Annotated in this window: 1 protein-coding gene (running past one end of the window); it reads left to right on the top strand. The window is 65.3% G+C overall.

Annotated features, from left to right (window positions below):
- Window positions 1-19,623, top strand: the 3' portion of a protein-coding gene (locus AC2TZ7_RS08590; protein ID WP_489866587.1) for a matrixin family metalloprotease. Its footprint begins 19,080 nt before the window's first position; only the last 19,623 of its 38,703 coding nucleotides appear in the window; its start codon lies off the left edge, out of view; its stop codon occupies window positions 19,621-19,623.
- Window positions 19,624-19,735: the final 112 nt, after the last annotated feature.

Below are 19,735 nucleotides of genomic sequence, written 5' to 3' on the forward strand. Positions count from 1 at the left end.
CCGGCCACCACCCGCGTCTTCTTCATCCGCGTCTCCGGCTCGATCACGCTGAATTCGGCAGGCATCCTCGACGAGCCGCTGGTCGAACTGCGCGCGCAGGCCGAACTGACCTTCGGCGATTACATCAAGGCCGACGGCTCCAAGGTCTTCCGCTTCGCGCTCGAAGCCTCGGGCACGATCACGGTCTACAAGCTCGGCAATATCGGCTCGGCCGCGGCACGCTTCGTGCTGGAGACCGGCGGTCTGTCGAGCGGCCTGCCGCAGTTCTGGGGCGTGGCCACGATCCAGCCGAACTTCGAGGCGCTCAACGAATACGGCGTCTGGATCAAGGGCAACGCGACCCTGATGATCAACATGTCGGGCGAGGACAAGGTCGAGACCCTGTCGCTCGAAGGCATCCTCGGCGATCAGCTCGAGCGCACTGCCGGCGGCGACGACACGGTGGCCGTCGCCGATCTGGGCGCGCTGCCGAGCCAGGCGGTCGAGGGCTTCTACGAGAAGCAGGCGGTCAGCACAGAAGTCCGTGCCACCTTCGCGGAATTCGGCGTCACGCTCAGCTCGGAAGCCAAGATCGAGCTGGTGCGCGAGCTGAACACCCAGTCGCGCTGGCGGATCACGGACGGCGCGAAGAAGTACTTCATCGAGAGCCTCGACGGCACCGCGACGCTGCATTCCGAAGAGCAGACCTACGAGCTGACGCGCAACTCGGTCGTCTTCTATATCGGCGGCGCGATCAAGCTGACCGACCCCGGTGCGACTGACCCCGATGTCGATAGCGGCGTGAACGTCTATGCAGAACTGACCGGCGCCTTCTACCTGAAGATTTCGCAAGACGGGATCGAAGTCTTCGTCGCCGCCAGCGCCAATGTGTTCAACGTGATCTCGGGTCAGGCAGTCGGCCTGCTTATCATCGACTTCGGCACCGCACCGGGCAGCTCCCTCGGGGTCGCGGGTAGCCTGTCGCTCGAGGTGAGCGTGGGCGATGCGGGCGGCGAGAATACGGACGCGGCGGACAATGCCGGCAGCTTCGGCAACATCGCGGAGGATATCTTCCGCTTCGAAGCCGAGGTGATGGTGCTCTTCAACACCACCAGCATCACCCAGACCTTCGACGTGCCCGACGCGCTCGTGCCGTTCCTGCCGCCGAACGTGCCCACGACCTTCGAGATATTCGACCGTCCGCCGATCCTGGGCCAGGACACGCCGGATATGACGAAATCTGCGGGCCCCTATTTCGCGGTCCAGATCAGCGGCTCGGTCACGCTCTTCGATACGGTGACGCTCAACGGCTTCCTGTCGGTGACGGGCACGGGCGACTCCCTGACGATCCAGGGGACGGTCTCCGGCCGGATCGAGAACTTCGGCGCGGTCGAGGGGATGCTCTATCTCGAAGCGAATATCGGCGCGAGCGATCCGGGTGTCGTCGGGCGGGCGCAGCTGTCGCTGGTCGGCGGGCTGGAGCTTCCGGGCGTCAGCCTCGGCGGGTCGCTCTCGATCATGCTCGAATTCAACACCTACGCGACGACGCAGGACCGCTACACGATCGTCACGCAGGGCGAATACAACGCTCTGGTCGCTGCGGGCGATGCGACCGCAACGACCGACGGCACCTTCTATTACGGCACGATCTCGGTCGAGAACGGGCTGTTCCTGAAAGTCACCGGCACGCTGGTCGTCTCGGATGTGATCGAACTGACGGGCGTCTTCACCTTCCGCATCGGCACCGCGCCCGATTTCGAACTGGTCGCGACGCTTGATGTGCAGGCGAAGCTCGTGGGCGTGGCCGAATTCGGTCTGACCGGCGGTCTCGTGATCGCGGATGGCGGGCTGGTGATCTATGCCGAGATCGATCTCAACCTCGACCTCGCGAGCGTCATCACCGTGACTGGCGACGCGACCTTCCAGCTCAATACCTTCTCCAGCGCGCGCACTCTGGAAATTCCGACTATCAATGCCAGCGGGCAGGAGAGCACGATCTCGGTCACCGTGGCCTCGGGCTTCAGCCTCGAGATCGTGGGCTCGGTCAACTTCGTAAACCTCGCGACCGCTTCGGGCCGCGTCTATATCGCGCTGAATGCGAGCGAGTTCCGGATCGAGTTCGACGTGACCTTCGGTCTTGCCGGGCTCAACGTCTCGGCGGCGGGCGGCGCGGTGCTGTTCTTCAACTCCAGCACTGGCGAACTCGACGGTCTCGCGCTGCTCCTCGATGTCAGCATCAACGCCAATATCGCGCTGGTGATCGACATCGAAGCCAACGGCAAGCTGATGCTCAACACCGTTGGCCGCGACGTGACGATCTCGGGCCGAGTGCTGCAGGCGAGCAGTTTCGTGCTCGATCTCAGCGGTAAGGTCGAGTTCCTGAAGGTACTCAAGTTCGACGCGGGCTTCCGGATCGAAGTGGTGCGGAACGACTGGCGCGTGGACTTCTATGCCAGCATGGACTTCTTCGGTCTCGCCACGATGAGCGTGAACGGCTGGTTCAACTCGGACGGCTATTTCGACCTGTCGCTGAGCGGTCGCCTCGTGCTGGGTTCGAACAGCTTCGGCCTGACGGGCAACTTCTCGATCCGGGTCTATTACCTCTTCGACGATGCGGCTGATGTCTACAAACTCGGTGTGTCGGGCTCGGCCTCTGTCTCGCTGCGCGCCTTCAACATCAGCTGGGCCACGGTTTCGATCAGCTTCTCGGCCACCGCGACCGGTACCGGCCGCGTGCCGATCGTGATCTCGGCCAGCGCGAGCGTGAAGGTGCTCTTCGTGAAGGTCTCAGTGAGCATGTCCTTCACCGTCGGCTATGTCGAATTCCCGACCCCGATCTATCTCGCGGGGGATCTGAACGGCGAGGTCAACTCGGGCACCTACAAGGATTGGGACGACACCTCGACGGTCCTCGTTTTGAACATGGGCGACGCGAACACCAATCGCGGCATCGGTGAGAGCACGACGGGCGAGACCTATATCATCGAAGCCGTCACCCCGGCGGTGAACGGCGCGCAGACGATCCGCGTGATCTATTCGGGCCGCGAGCAGGTCTTCGAGCACGTCCATGAAATCCGCGGCTATGGCGGCTCGGGCGATGACCTGCTGGTCGTGCGCGACGGCGTGGTCGTGCCGATCACCTTCGCGGGTGGCGCGGGCGTCGATACCGTGTCCTACGAGGGCGACGGTCAGGTCACGATCAACTCGGCCTCCGAGGGCGGCACTGCGGGCGATCTGGGCGATCAGATCAGCATCGGCAGCGGCGTCGCGGTTGGCTCGATCATCTACGGCTCGGGCGCGAATGACCGGATCGTGTCGGATGCGCTGGTGCCGATCACGATCTACGCGCTCGGCGGCGATGACGTGGTGCTGCAAAACGGCACGGGCGTCGCCACGATCTACGGCGGCACCGGCGCGGACCGCCTGATCGGCGGCGCGGCGGCTGATGTGATCAACGGCGAGGGCGGCAACGACGAGATCGACGGTCGCGGCGGCGCGAACACGATCAATGGCGGCGGCAACGATGACCGTATCTTCCGCAGCCTCGCCTCCGATGGCGTCGAGGTGATCAACGGTGGCGGCGGCACCGATACGATCCTGCTTTATGGCACGGCGAACCCCGACACGGTCACGATCGGCCAGAAGCCCTCTGACTCCGGCATCCTGCAGGCGCTCGACGCCGATGGCAGCGGCTTCGAGGCCGACGGGGTCGAGGGGCTGATCATCCATCTGCTCGGCGGCACCGATACGCTGACGGTCAATCCGCTCGGCCAGACCGATCTGAACACGATGCGGATCGATGACGATCTGGTCGTGGAATCCGCCGTTCCCTCGCAGGATGTGGCCGAGATCGACGGCGCGAGCGACGGTGTGGCCGATGCGGTGATCTTCAACGGCACCAGCGGCGTCGATACCTTCACGCTGAAGGCGGGCGCGGTGGCCGATCAGGAATTCATCCTCGTCGCCGCCTGGTCGACCGGCACCGTGACCGTCACCTTCGACGACACGATCCGCGCCAAGGGCGACACGCTGCGCATCTCGGCGGCGGACGGCAATGACAAGATCACCGCGGGCCCGGCCGTTGCTGCGGGCGATCCCGCCAACGCGACCCCGCTGACCCATGACCTGATCGCGCTGACGCTGGAAGGCGAGGGTGGCAACGATCGGATCATCGGCTCGGCCTTCAATGACGTGATCGATGGCGGCGAAGGCTCGGATACCGTGACGGGCGGCGAGGGGCTCGATGTCTTCCGCGACATCGATGAGGCCAACGAGACCGACACGCTGATCGAGGTCTTCGCGGGCGAGGATATGGGCCTCTACGAGAACCTGTTCCTCGTCGGCAAGGTCTTCCAGACGGACGGTTCCACGGCCTATGCGAGCGGGACGACCGACGCCGCGATGGTGCCGGGCGACGCCGATCTGTGGAGCACTTCGGGCCTCGGTGCGGGCGAAACCACGGTGGAGCGTCTGAACGGCATCTTCGAGGCGGTCGATCTGACCGGCGGCGATGGCGTCAACAACACCTTCGTCGTCAACGACCTGAGCGGCTCGGTCACGGTCGGCGGTCTCGCGATCGGCGTCAGCGCCTTCAACGGCACCGTGACGCTCGACAATGCGGGCTCGGATGCGAGCGGCGATCTGGAGCATTACATCATCGCAGCGCCGCTCGGCTCGGGCTTCACCGTCCATATCGCGGACAGCAGCACCACCGACGCCGACAAGCTGGTCTATCTGGGCTCGCAGGGCGACGATTATGTCGCGATGTCGGTGGGCCTGATGGCCGCCTCGCGCTACACCAATGCGGCGAACAAGGTGCTGGGCGCGGCCGCCGTCAGCATCGATCACAGCAATCTCGACGTGATCGAAGTCGATACCCGCGAAGGCGCCGACGTGATCGCGGTTACCGCGACCGATCTGCCGATTTACATCAACAGCGGCATCGGCGACGACGTGATCAACCTCGGCTCCGCCGCCTCGTCCGAGCCGAGCACCGCCCCGCTGGGCGGCACGCTCTCGGGCATCGCCGCGCTGATCCAGATCGACGCCTATGACACCTATAGCGGCCCGATCCTCGCCGATCGAGGCAATGACACGCTCAACATCGACGACAGCGGCAATACCGGCGCGACCACCGGGGTGATCGGGCTGGAAGATCGCACGGCGGTCGAGGGCTTCATCTTCGTCGATGGCTTCACCGCCGCGAGCGCGGGCATCCGCTACATCGCCCTTGAGAACGTCAATGTCGATCTGGGCGACGGCGTGAACGACGTCACGCTCAAGTCGACCGGCAAGCGCGACGTGACCACGCTCGAGACCCGTGACGGCGCCGATATCATCAAGGTCTTCGCGATCAATGGCCCGACCACGATCGACACCGGCGCGGGCGACGATGCGGTCACCGTCACCGATGATGATCCCGACACGCCGCTGGCCAATGACGGCACGCTGAATGCGATCCTCTTCGGATATCTGACGATCGATGCAGGCGCGAACGATCCGGTCACCTACGAGGTCGACGGCACCATCGTGAACCATGGCGATACGCTGATCGTATCCGATGCGGGCGACACGCTGCCCGATCAGGGCGGTTATCTGAGCGGCACCGAGATCGTCGGCCTCGGCATGACGCTGGGCGTGGTCTATGCGGGCTTCGAGGAGCTGGAACTGTCGCTCAGCAACGGCAATAACGGCTTCCACGTCTCCGACACCCATGCGGGCATCACCACGCTGAACACCGGCGACGAGACCGCGACCGGCGATGCCACCTCGGATGCGATCACCATCGAGAAGATTTCGGGCCGCACCTTCCTCAACCTCGGCGCGGGCAACGATCTGGTTCAGGTCAACTACTACGCCGACGGCACCCAGACCTTCCTCAACGGCATCGACGGGTTCGAGCTGGATATCGACGGTCAGGCGGGCAGCGACCTCTATGACATCGGTCTGGCGAGCGCGGGCAATTCCACGATCCGCATCCTCGACACCGGCACCGCCTTCGACGGCATCGACCGCGCCGAAATCCGCGGCACGGACGGGCGCGACCTGTTCCTGTTCCGCGCCAACCAGGACCTCGATGTGGGCGTGGTCGCGGCGCTGCCGATCGCCGAGGACGGCACGATCCTCAACACCGTGGTCGAGCGCGTGGAATACAACTCCGCCATTGACGCCGATCTGCGGGTCTTCGGCCGCGCGGGCAATGACCTCTTCGTCTTCGACGACACGCTCGCGGGCGTTCAGGCCTTCGGCGATGCGGGCGACGACACGTTCCAGATCGGCCAGCTCTTCGCCTCCTTCCGCGACGAGCAGAACCCCTATAACGGCCTGAGCGGCATCGACTATTACGAGACCACGCAGGTCACCGTCGGCTTCCTGTCGAACGGCGTCAGCTTCGACACCACGATCCGTGGCGGCGACGGCGAGGACAGCTTCACCGTCTATTCCAACAAGGCCGAGCTGTTCCTCTATGGCGAGGCCGATGACGACACGTTCCAGGTCCGCTCCTTCGTTCGCGTCGATCCGAACGACCCGGCCGCGCCCTTCACCAATATCAATGGCGGGCAGGGCGCCGACTTCATCCAATATGCGGTGAACGCGCCGGTGCGTATCGATGGCGGCGACGGCTTCGACACGATGACCGTGATCGGCACCGAGATGGGCGACGACTACGTGATCACCAAGAACGGCGTCTATGGCGGCGGGCTGTTCATCTCCTACACCGGCATGGAGAAGCTGGTGGTCGACGCGCTGCAGGGCAACGACACCTTCTTCATCGAGAACACCTCCGAAAGCGTGCTGCTGGAGATCGTGGGCGGTCTGGGCTCGGATAGCGTGAACCTCGGCGGTTCCGATCTCGACGGTGTCACCGAGGGCGGCGCGATCACCGTCGTGTCGAACGGTCTCAACGGTCACAGCGGCCTGATCCAGACCACGGTCGACAGTACCGATCCGCGCTATCAGGCGATCTGGGCGCAGGATCCGGTCTCGCAGATCAAGGACAATGACGCGCCCGATCTGGTCTTCTTCAACGCCGATGGCGAGGCGGGCTCCAGCGTGCTGCGCGTCTTCGAGGCCGCAACTGCCGATCCGACCATGTCGGTCACCCGTTACGCGATCGCGCTGTCGCGCGCGCCGGACGAAGACGTCTACATCACGATCTCGCCGACGCTGGGCACCGAGGGCGATGTGGCCGCGGGCGCCGAGGGCGTGCTGGTCAACGGCTCGGCCTCGGGCACGGTGCTGCACTTCACGGCGGCCAACTGGGATACGCCGCAATACGTGACCGTCACCGCGATCAACGATCTGGTGGCCGAGGGTCGCGGCATCGTGCAACTGCGCCATACCGTGACCCAAGGCGACAGCCGCGCCGACGATACCGGCTTCGACAATCTCGCCGTGCCGAACATGCTGGTCGACGTGATCGACGATGAAGTGGCCGAGCTGCTGATCTTCCCGGTCGACAACTCCTCGGCTATCGATCTCGCGGGCGACACCATCGTGGCCGAGGCCGCAGCGCTTGCCGCGAATGACCGCTTCGCCGTGATGCTGAGCCGCGCGCCGACCGGCCCGGTGCAGGTGAACTTCGCGGTCGATGGCAATGTGACGCTGTCGTCGAATGTCGTGAACTTCGACGGCTCGGACTGGAACACCGCGAAATTCGTGACGATCACGGCGGTGAACGACAGCGCCGACGAGGGCGTGCATTACGCCCGCATCCAGCCCACGATCTTCGAAGACACCCGCGACGCCTTCCTTGGTGCGACCTATGCGGATGTGGCCGGCGGGGTCGCGGCGAATATCAACCGCGATATCAGCCAGCCGCGTAGCGCCGAGGTGCTCTATACCGCGGCCGATCTGACGATCCTTCGCCCGAACACGGCCGAGGCCGAGATCTACACGCTCACGCTGGGCGGCATCGACTATGTGGTCGGCGTCGGGATCGGCGAGGTGGTGGCGGATCTCTCGACCGTGACCGAGGGCACGATCGTCGTCGATGCGCGCCTCGATCAGACCGCCACCGCCACGGATATCGCGGACGCCTTCGCGACGCTGGTGAACGCCGACGCCGAGCAGGCTGCGACGATGACGGGCACGGGGGCCACGCGCAGCATCGCGGCTGCGGCGGGCGTCTCCTTCAAGCTCCTGATCGAGACGAGCGATCCCGCGTCCGGTTATCTGTTCACGCCCACCGGCGACATCTATGTCTCGATCTCGGGCGACGCCTTCGAGTTCGCGAGCGATGAGCTGAGCGTCGATGCGGCCACCAGCAAGCGCGCCTATGACATCGTGGCCTTCCGCCTCGGTGCGTCGCTGGCCGACGGCACGCTCGCCGCCGATGGCACGCTGGTCGATGGCGCGACCTGGATCATCAAGCTCGACGGGCTGCAGGTTCAGGCGACCGCCGAGTTCGGCGACACCATGAGCGACATCGTCAACAAGCTGGTCGCGCAATTCGCGGGCGCCGATTACTCGGCCTCGGCGGGCTATCTGCAAGCGACGCTGCTGCCCTCGGTCGAAGGCGCGATCTACTCCAATGCCGGGTCGAAGACCTGGACCATCCTCGTCGACGGTCAGCTCATCAGCTACACCTCGCAATCGGGCGACGAGCTGGGCGGGATCGCGGGCATCTCCGACGAGCTCGCAGCGCAGATCAACGCGGCCAATCTCGGGATCACGGCGGTGGTCGATGCCAATGGCGCGATCACGCTGAGCTCGGCCACGGCCTTCTCGCTGCTGCCGCTCGACAGTGAAGACGCCTCGATCGCAATCGCGAGCGATGCGAGCCTGACGCCGCCGAGCTACGATCTGGGCGAGATCTTCATCTTCCGCACCCCGGGCGCGGGCGGCATCGAGGCCTTCTCGATCGAAGTGCTGCGCAAGTCGAGCCCCGACGCGGCGGACACCCGGACCGGCGGCCTCTATGTCAGCGCGGATGCGGTGAAGTCGCAGACGCATTGGCAGCTTGCCCGCATCGCCTTCGCGGCGCCGCTGACCCCGATCGTCATCCCCGAGGGTACGAGCCTCGCCTATGAGATCGGCACCAACATCACCAATGCAGACCTCGCGCAGCAGTTCACGCCCTACAGCTATGTCGTGGGCAGCAACGGCGACAATCTCGCGCCCGCGCCGCTCGACGTCACCGTGCTCGATGACGACGCGCCGACGGTGGAGATCATCCAGACGGGCGGATCGACCGATCTGGCCGAGCGTGCGCCGGGCGATGTACAGGTCGTGGACAGCTTCTCGGTCGTGTTGACCGGCGCGCTGAGCGGCGACAACACGGTCCGCGTCGACGTCACCCCGCTGCCCACCCGTACCTACAATTCGCAAGAGGCGTTCAACGCGGATGCGAACTTCGGCGAGAACGAGCTGGTGCAGGTTCAGGTCGCAGCCCCGCTTGCAGCCCTGTCGCTGGCAGGCGAGGCGGTCGCGGGTGAGACTTGGCAGGTCACGCTGTTCAACGATGTGGACCTGCGCGCTGGCGCCCAGACGGTCAGCTACACCGTGCAGGCGGGCGACGATCTCGATGCGGTTGCCGCGGGCCTGATCGCCGTGATCAACGGCGTCACGGGCTACAACGCCACGCTGACCGCCGATGGCGCGATCGAAATCGCGATTGCGAGCGGTCGCTTCTTCGTTGAGGTCGGCATCGCGGGCGACAGCCAGGGCAGCATCGACACCCGCACCGTGCAGGACTTCAACTTCGCCAATGTCCTCGAATTCGAGATGATGGGCGTGCCTACGGCGGGTGAGGTCTGGACGCTCAACTTCGACGGCCAGAGCTTCTCGCATACCGTGAGCGCCGGTCAGTCGCTGTCGAATATCGCCGCCGCATTGGGCGCGAAGATCAATCTCGCGAACGATGCGAGCACCGCGAATGGCGATCCGCGCGCCTATGAGGTGGTCGTCGACGGTCGCGTGATCTCGATCCGCGAGCTGGCCGATCCGGCGGCGGATTACGCGGCCTCGGCCTCGGTCAGCGGTCAGAAGGCGGGCGAGATCGCGGCGCGTCAGTTCGTCGAGTTCGATGCGACCAACTGGATGACCCCGCAGCAGGTCACCGTGATCGCGATCGACGATACGATCGTGGATGGTGGCGACGCGCAGGTCTTCGGCGCCTTCAACGACCGCGTGAACTCGATCCGCGGCCCGGTCTCGATCATCGGCGGCGAGAGCGATACCGACGTGTCGCTGCGCGTGCCGGTGCTGCTGCCGGGCGAGACGAACATTCCGCTCGCCGATGGCGTGACCGGGACGGTGACCAATGGCGGCACCGTGATCACCATCGATCCCGAAGAGCTGACCCATGTGAACGGCGATTACGGCGAGCGTCCGGGCTTCGATCCGCGCATCAACGACACCGCCACGATCTACGATATCGCGACCATCGACCCCGATGGCACGCTGAGCGGCCGTGTCGATGTCGCGAGCGTCTCGGAAGACATCCTTTCGCTCGTCAACGATGCGGGCATGACGCTCTCGCTGATGGTCGGCGCGCAGGATGCGGTCGAGGCGGGCTATGTCTGGTTCTTCGGCACCCCCGATCAGAGCGATCTGTCGCTGATCGACTGGCTGACGGCTTCGGTCGATCTGGCGGGCGACGTGACCGCCTTCGAGACCGTGACCGTGACGCTCGATGGCACTGATTTCAGCTACACGCCGGACACGGAGCACGCCTATCGCTCGATCGTGCTGCGCGAACTGGCCGCGCTGATCGACGCCTCGGCCGAATACGAGGCGGTGGCGACGGTGAACCTGCTGGGCGAGACCCGCCTGCATGTGAAGCGCGCCGATGCAGCCGCCTTCGACATCGCGGTGACCACCTATGCGGGCCTGACCTCGACCATCGGCGGCGCGCCGGTGCAGAGCCTCTATAACGACGCGAATATCCACTGGACTACGGCTGCGTTCCACCTGATCCAGCCGCCGGCGAGCGGCGCGAGCTGGGCGCTGACGATCAACGGTGCGGCCACGCCGGCGTCGGTCACCTCCGATGGCAGCTTCGGCTCGGTCACCCAAGGGTTGGCGGCGCGGATTTCCTCGGTCTATGCGCCGGTCGTCTCGGGCAGCCAGATGGTTCTGGAAAGCACGCCGCCCGAAGGGTTCGACACCGATCCGGGCGCGCTCATCACCTATGCGCCGGTCAATCCGAACCTGCGCGTGGACGAGGCAGAGCAGATCGACACGCTCACCGTCTTCAACAACGAGAGCCCGGCCATCGACAGCGGCGTGCTGACCGAGAACCATCTCTCGGGTCTGGGCATGGGCGGCGACACCTATATCGGCGGCGAACTGATCGCGGGCGGCGTCAGCTATACCGGCCTCGAAGTGGTCGACATCCGTCTGGGTCGCAATGTGGATACCTTCACGGTCGAGAGCACCCATCGCGGTAAGACCATCATCGACAGCGCCGACGGCAATGACGTGATCTATGTGAAGACCACTGCCGGTCACACGATCATCCGCACCGGCAACGGCGACGATCAGGTCTATGTCGGCTCCGATCAGGGCGTGGTCGACCAGATCACCGGTCTTCTGATCGTCGATATGGGCGCGGGCGAGAATGACCGTCTGTTCCTCGATGACAGCGCCGATCTGAACGACAATGTCCTCGTGCTGGATGGCGCGCGCGTGGCCGGGCTCGATATGCCCTCGGTGGCCGAGCGTATCCAGATCGAGACCCGCGGCACCGGCGGCAGCTTCACGCTGGCGCTGCCGGATGGCACGCCCGTCACGGTGGCCTTCGACGCGGATGCCGCAGCGATGAAGGCGGCGATCGACACGGTCTTTGCCGATTACGGCACCGATGCCGAGGTGAGCGTCGAGGCGACCGATAGCGGCTATATCTACACTGTCATCTTCGGCGGCCCGACCGGTGGCGTCGATCTGCCCGACCTGATCGTCGATGCGAGCGGAATTACCAGCGACGCGAACACCTCCGCCAATATCGAGGTGACCGAAGTCATCAAGGGCACCACCGATCCGGGCCTGAACCAGATGCAGGCGATCACCATCGCGGCCGAGGGCGGCACCTTCACGCTGGCCTTCATGGTGCCGGATGTGCTCGGCAACATGGATCTGCGCATCTCCGACCCGATCGCCTATGACGCGACGGCCGAAGAGATCGCCGCGATCCTCGAGCCGATCCTGAACCCGAATAACAGTCGTCCGTTCCTGCCCTACACCAAGAACTTCGCGGTCGACCGCTTCGGCGACACGATCTACCTGACCTTCCAGGGCGCGCTGGCCCAGACCACGGTCGAGGCTGTCGATACGCGCGGCCTGACCGGCGACGTGCTGGAAGCGCGCATCGATATCGCCGAGCCAAGCGCGGGCGACACCTTCATGATCGATCTGACCGATCTGGCGACGCCGCTCTTCGACGATGCGTTCCCGGGCGACGTCGCGCTGTCGAGCTTCGCCTATACCGCTCTGGCGGGCGACACGGCGGCGGATGTGGCGGCGGCGCTGGCAGCCCAGATCATGGATGCGCAGGGCCCGAATATCATCGCCCATGTCGAGGGCACGGTGCTGGTGATCACCTCGCGCTCGGGCGAGCGGATCTCGGTCACGGTCAATGGCGGCGACCCGGCGCTCGACTATCTGCTCGGCCCGCTGGGCATCCAGACCGATCTGGCCAAGCTCGAGACCCGGATGGACGGTGTCGATTACTACGGTGTCGAATATCTCGAGATCGGGATGGGCGCGGGCAACGACGTGATCAACGTGCGCGGCACCACGGCCCATACCACGCTGAACCTCGGCGCGGGCGACGAGCGGGTCTATGTCTCCTCCGAGGCGGGCTTCGGGCTCGACACTGACACGACCTTCCTGACTGGGCATCTGCTGAACATCGAAGGCATGCTCAACATCGAAGCGGGCACTGGCCGCCACAAGCTGATGATCTCGGACGAGGCGACGGTGCAGGGCGATGGCACCACCGATCTGCGCGCCGAGATCACCGATGACCGCGACGCCGCGCTGGCAGCCGCCACCGCTTGGGGCGACGATACCGAACTGTCGAGCGTTAATGAGATCTTCGTCGTCGGCATCGCGCCCGCGCCGATCACCTATGGCGCGGATGCGGCGGGCAACTTCCTCGGCGGCATCACCTACTGGACCGGCTTTGGCGCGGATGCGATCGCCATCGACGGCACCCATGCGCGTGACATCGAAGGCGGCCGCGAGCTGACGGTTCTGAACACCGGTCTGGGCAATGACGACGTGACCGTCGATCTGCAGGCGGGCGAGGACGGGGCCTTCGTGCTCAACACCCAAGGCCCGCATGATGCGAATTACGCGCCCGGGTGGGGCTATGCCCGCGATTATCTGGAATTCGCCGATGACGACATCGTCGATGCCGCCCTCAGCACGCTGCCGCTGATCATCTTCGGCGGGCAGGGCGACGACCGTATCACCTCGGGTCTCGCGAATGACATCGTCTTCGGCGATCGCGGCCGGATCGACTACCTCACCGCCGATGGCACGGGCTATGCGCTCAAGCTCGGCTCGGGCGGCCCGGATCACGTCAATGACGGCACCGATGTCGCGCCGACGCTGATCTACACGATCGACCCGACCATCGGCGGTGCGGACACGATTACTACGCTCGGCGGCGACGATATCGTGCTGGGCGGCGTCAACGGCGACACGATCACCACCGCCGGCGCGAGCGATAGCGGTATGGATATCGTGATCGGTGACAGCGGCTTTATTGACTACGTCTCGGCTGACGGCGACCACGCCGATATCGACGAGATCGCCACCACCGCCGAGACCTATGGCGGCTCCGACCGGATCGTGACGGGGCTGGGCGACGATATCGTGCTTGCCGGTGAGGATGGCGAGTCGATCATCGACGCGCTGATCGACGGCACCCGCTCGCGCGACCGCGAAACCATCACCGCGACGATCCTCGCCGAAGGGCAGCAGATCGCGGGCGACTATGTCGACGCGGGTCAGGGCGACAATATCGTGCTGGGCGATAACGGCCGGATCGTGGCCGCCACGGATGATGCGCCGCGCTTCGGCACGCAGCCGATCACGCTGGGCCGGATCGAGACGACCACGCCCGCGATCGGCGGCGATGACGTGATCCTCGCGGGCATCGGCTTCGACATCGTGCTGGGCGGCACGGCGGGTGACGTGATCCGCGTGGCCGAGGGCGAGGTCTATGACGTGGCCGTGGGCGATGCGACCCTGCGCGACGCGGGCAATATCGTCCTCGGCGACAATGGCTATATTGACTGGGTCAAGGCGGATGGCGATGCTTCCGACATCGACGAGATCGCCTCGACAGCCGAGGCGATCGGCGGGGCCGACTGGATCGTGACCGGTGGCGGCGACGACATCGTCATCGCAGGTGTCGACGGCGGAGCTCTGAGCGTCGATTGGGGCGATGGCGAGACCGTCATCTCGGGCGATTACGTGAACGCGAGCCAGGGCGACAATATCGTGCTGGGCGACAACGACCGGATCGTGGCCGCCGAGGACAACGCGCCGCGCTTCGGCACCCAAGCGATCACTCTGGGCCTGATCGAGACCACCGCGCCCGAGGTCGGCGGCGATGACGTGATCCTTGCGGGCATCGGCTTCGACATCGTGCTGGGCGGGGCTGGCGGCGACGCGATCAATGTGAAGATCGACGAGGTCTATGCCGCGACCGACACGGCGACCACGCTGCATGATGCGGGCAATATCGTGATCGGCGATACCGGCTTCATCGACTGGGTCGGCCTCGATGGTGACGCCTCCGATATCGACGAGATCGCGACGACCGAGGACCGTTACGCGGCGACCGGTGCGATGATCGGCGGCAACGATCTGATCGCCACCGGCGCGGGCCGCGACTTCATCATCGGCGGCACGGCGGATGACACGATCTTCGCGGGTGCGGGCAACGATCTGGTCTTCGGCGATCACGGTCGGATCGTCGCGCAGCCGGGTGGTGGCGTGGATGCCGACCTGCTGCCGCTGAACCTGACCGAGCTGACCACGCAGTTCGACTTCTACTCGATCCTGCGCAGCGAGCTGGACGGCGGCGGGCGCGACATGATCTTCGCCGAGGATGGCGCGGATATCGTGCTGGGTCAGCAGGGCGCCGATGTGATCTATGGCGGCAACGGTGACGACGACCTGATCGGCGGGCATAACCGTCCGGGTGGCGATGACGGCGCGGACCGCATCGACGGCAACGGTGCGGTGCTGTTCGAGGATCGCCCGGTGATCAGCGCCTGGTTCGATCTGGACGCGCAGGCGCTCGACCCGAACGCCACCGACAATGACGTGATCCTTGGCGACAATGGCATCGTGATCCGCACCGATGCGGCCGAGAGCCTGCGCTTCCGGATGCTCGCCGATGGCACGCTGACGATCTATGACGATGCCGATGACGGCACCGGCTCGAATGCAGGGACCACGGCACAGACCAACCCGACCGGCGTGGAAGAGCGGCTGATCGCTCTCTTCGATCACACCGACACGAACGAGGCGACCCGGACCGATCTCTATGGCGCGGATTACCTCGCAGGCGGCGCGGATGACGACGTGATCTTCGGCCAGCTCGGCGACGATGCGATACAGGGCGATGGTTCGGCTACGTTCCGCGGCCTTGCACTCACCACCGCCTATGATGCAACCGATAACGGCTACGCCACGCGCCTTGCCGACGGCACGCTCAGCGTGAACCCGACCCGCAGCATCGACGCCGCGCGCGACGGTGACGATTACATCGAGGCCAATGGCGGCGACGACATCGTCTTCGGCGGGCTGGGTCAGGACGACATCATCGGCGGCTCCTCGGATCTCTACATCCATGATGCGCGCGCGACCGGCGAGGGCTTCAGCCTCGATCTGCTGGCCACGGCGAATGTCGACGAGACCTTCCGTCCCGACGGTGCCGATATGCTCTTCGGCGGGCAGGGCGATCCGGTGACGCTGAGCCGCAACGATTACGGTCAGAGCGGCGCCAATGCTCATGCCCGCGACGCCGATGTGATCCTTGGCGACAATGGCCGCATCCTGCGTCTGGTCGGTGCGACCGGGTTCCTCGGCTTCAACTACGACACGCTCGATCCGGCGCGGACCTCGGGCACCGTCATCGGCGGCGCGGATCATTCCGACGCCTGGCTGGTGGTGCGCGCGGTCGAGCTGCTCGATTATCACACCGGCGGCCCGGATGTCTGGGGCGCGGATGCGCTGGCCGACAATGGCGACGCGGATGAGATCCACGGCGAGGGCGGCGACGACGCGATCTACGGCATGCGCGGCAATGACGTGCTCTATGGCGAAGGTCAGGACGACGATATGATCGGCGGCTGGGGCCATGACTGGATCTCGGGCGGCACGGGTCAGGATGGCGTGCTGGGCGACGATGGCCGCATCTGGACCTCGCGCAACGATCGTGGCTATGGCGAGCCGCTCTACGGTGTCGCGCCGGTCAGCCCGCAGACGATCTCGACCCCGGGCAAGATCCAGCAGGCCGATATCAACGTCCAAGGCGCGCTGAAGAAGGCCGTGAACCTGACGCCCTTCTTCCTGACCGCCGATGGCCAGACCGACGATCCGCTGCAGAACCCGGTCTATGCCGATGACATCATCTATGGCGGTCTGGGCGATGACTTCCTGCATGGCGGCGCGGGCGACGATCTGGTCTCGGGCGCCGAGGCGCTGGCCGAGGCTTGGTATCTCGCCTATCCGAACGACGCGCTGGCGCCGGGTGTGGCGGGCGTGCTGGTGCGCTCGGATTACACGGTGCCGTTCTGGTCGGCCGATCCCGCGGCCACGCAGGGCAATGCGCTGGGCTACAACGGCTTCTACGCGGGCGAGTTCGCGGCCTATGACGAATACAACCCGCGCGATGTGATCGTGATCGACGCCGCTGGCCATTACGTCTCGCTCTCCGAGGCGACCGTCGGCCTGACCTTCTTCGCGAGCTTCGATCCGGCGGATCCGGGTGCGCCGCAGGTCGGCACGCTCGAGCAGGATGGCAGCCCGGTCTATAGCGACGGCAATGATGTGATCTTCGGCGATCTGGGCAATGACTGGCTCGTCGGCGGCACCGGGCGCGACCATGTCTATGGCGGCTGGGGCGACGATCTGATCGATGTCGATGACGACCATACCCGCGACGCGGATGGCTCGGCGCTGGGCGCGAACGATACGCCCGACACGTCGTCGAGCTATGAAGACATCGTCTATGGCGGTGCCGGGCGCGACATCATGATCGGCAATACTGGTGGTGACCGCCTGATCGACTGGGTGGGCGAGTTCAACAGCTACATCGTGCCCTTCGCACCCTTCGGTGCCTTCACGATCTCCCGCGCGCTGGCGCCGCAGATCCAGGAGTATCTCTACGATCTCTCGGCCTCCGATGGCGCCGATCCGACCCGCGCGGCCGATACCGGTGACTACAACGCCGACCGCAACGGCGAGCCGTGGGGCGAGCTGGGGCTGGTGATGCAGAAGGACGATGCGTGGCAGGAGCAGACCGGCGCGCCGAACGATCCGCAGCCGGGCAACATCCCGGGCGGTCGCCGTGACGTGCTGCGCTCGGCCGACTTCAACGGCAATGGCGGCGGCAATGACGCGCAGGGCTTCGCCGCCGATAGCGGGGTCTGGACGGTCGAGGGCGGCGCCTTCGCGGTGAGCCCGGAAACGCTCGGCGGCGATGCGGTCTCGGTCTTCTATATCGGCGACGCGCTGCCCAGCTATTTCGAGATGAAGGCGACCATCGTCGGCGGCAAGCCCACGGCGGGCCTGAAGTCGAACGCCTATCTGATCTTCGATTATCAGTCGCCGACCGACTTCAAATTCGCCGGTGTGAACATCTCGACCGACAAGTTCGAGATGGGCATCCGCACCGCCGATGGCTGGATCGTGCTGGAGCAGACCCCGGTTCAGGCCAAGCCCGACACGCCCTATAACCTGCTGCTCGCGATCAACGGGCTGACCGCGACGCTGGTGATCGACGGGCAGGAATATTTCACCCATGTCTTCGATGCGCGGGTCGATCAATACGGCGTCACCCACGGGCTGAACTCGGGCTATGTCGGGATCGGCGCGCAGAACTCGGTGACCAAGCTCGACAATATCGCGGTGCAGGTGCTGCCCCCGGAGTTCACCCTCGACGAGACCGAGGACTTCTCGGACGGGATCGCGGATCGTTTCGCCACCGATACCGCCTGGCAGATCGATGCAGGCGCGCTGGATGCCCAGCCCACCGGTGTGCCCGCCATCGCACTGTCCGATCTGGTGATCGCGGAGACCTCCGTGACGCGGCTTGCAGCCCAGATCGAGACCAACGGTCGTGCGGGCTTCGTCTTCGACAGCTACACGGACGGGCGTTACAAATATGCCGTGATCGATGCCGCCAATGACCGCGTCTCGATCGGCTATTACACGCATCGCGACGGCTTCGTGGAAACCGCGAGCTACGACATCGCCATCGACGGCAGCCAGTCCAACAAGCTCGAGATCACGCTCGCCCGCAGCACGGTCAGCCTCGCGCTCAACGGCCACGAAGTGCTGGGCCACGCCTTCTACGCCCCGGTCGCGGATGGTGCGGTGGGTCTGATGGCCTTCGATGCGGCGAGCTTCGACGATGTGCGTCTCGCGACGAACGACCCGGCTTATTTCACGCCCGACACCGGCTCGCTGATCTACGACTACAATTCCGCCGGCCCCATCGCGATTGCGGATCAGGGCGTGACCACGCAGAGCCTCTATGTCGGCTCGGATGTGGTGATCGCCGATCTCGACGTGACGCTGAGCCTGACCCATGAGCGGCTGAGCGACCTGACCGTGACGCTGATCGCGCCGGACGGCACGCGGATCGAGCTGTTCGCGGCGCTTGATGGCACGACCATCGACACGCGCTTCGACGATGCGGCCGCCGATAGCATCACCGGCGCCACGGCACCTTACGGCGTGACATATCGTCCGGCGGGAGATCTGGCGGCGCTTGAGGGCAAGATGTCGGGCGGGGTCTGGACGCTGGAAATCGTCGACGGGGCGAAGCGCAGGACCGGCACGCTGGAAAGCTGGTCGCTGACGATCGAGGCGGGGCAGGCGCTCCATGCGGTCTCGGTCGCGGAGGCGCCGGAAGGTGCGGTGCTCGACAGTGACATGCTGGCCGCAGCCCGGGCGCAGGCGCTCGAAGAGATCGCGCAGGAGCTGGGCCTGACCGCCGAAGAAATTGCCAAGCTGGAAGCTGTGCAGATTTCCATCGCTTCGCTCGACGGCACGCTTCTGGGCTATACCGCCGAGGGCGCGATCACGCTCGACGCGGATGGGGCAGGGCATGGCTGGTCGCTCGATGGTAGCGAAGGGCTGAACCTTGTAGATGCGCTCAAGCATGAATTCGGCCATATCCTCGGGCTGGCCGACGATAGCGACGCCGCCACCTGGATGGATCCGATCCTTGCGGCTCAGGATGCCACGCCCGCGGCCAATCCCGCGCCCGAGACCGCCATCGGTCCCGCAAGCGACACGACGAACGACGCGGCCACGCTGGACACTGCGCCCAGCGACACCACCGCAGCCCCGAGCCCCGCGCCGATCACCGAGCCTGAACCGGCAACAACGACCCCGACCCGGGGCAATTCAGGCAATACCGGTAAACAATCGCGCAATGCAAAAGGCTGACGCAGGGGCCAATGCGTTCAGCTGCCTCGTTTTTTCTTGATGGAAGCATGAACTGCTCGTTTACTTTGGGTAAGGGAGCGTATTTGGCCGTTCAATCGGCACTTTCAGGGAC

The sequence above is a fragment of the Thioclava sp. ISO4 genome, assembly GCF_058105145.1.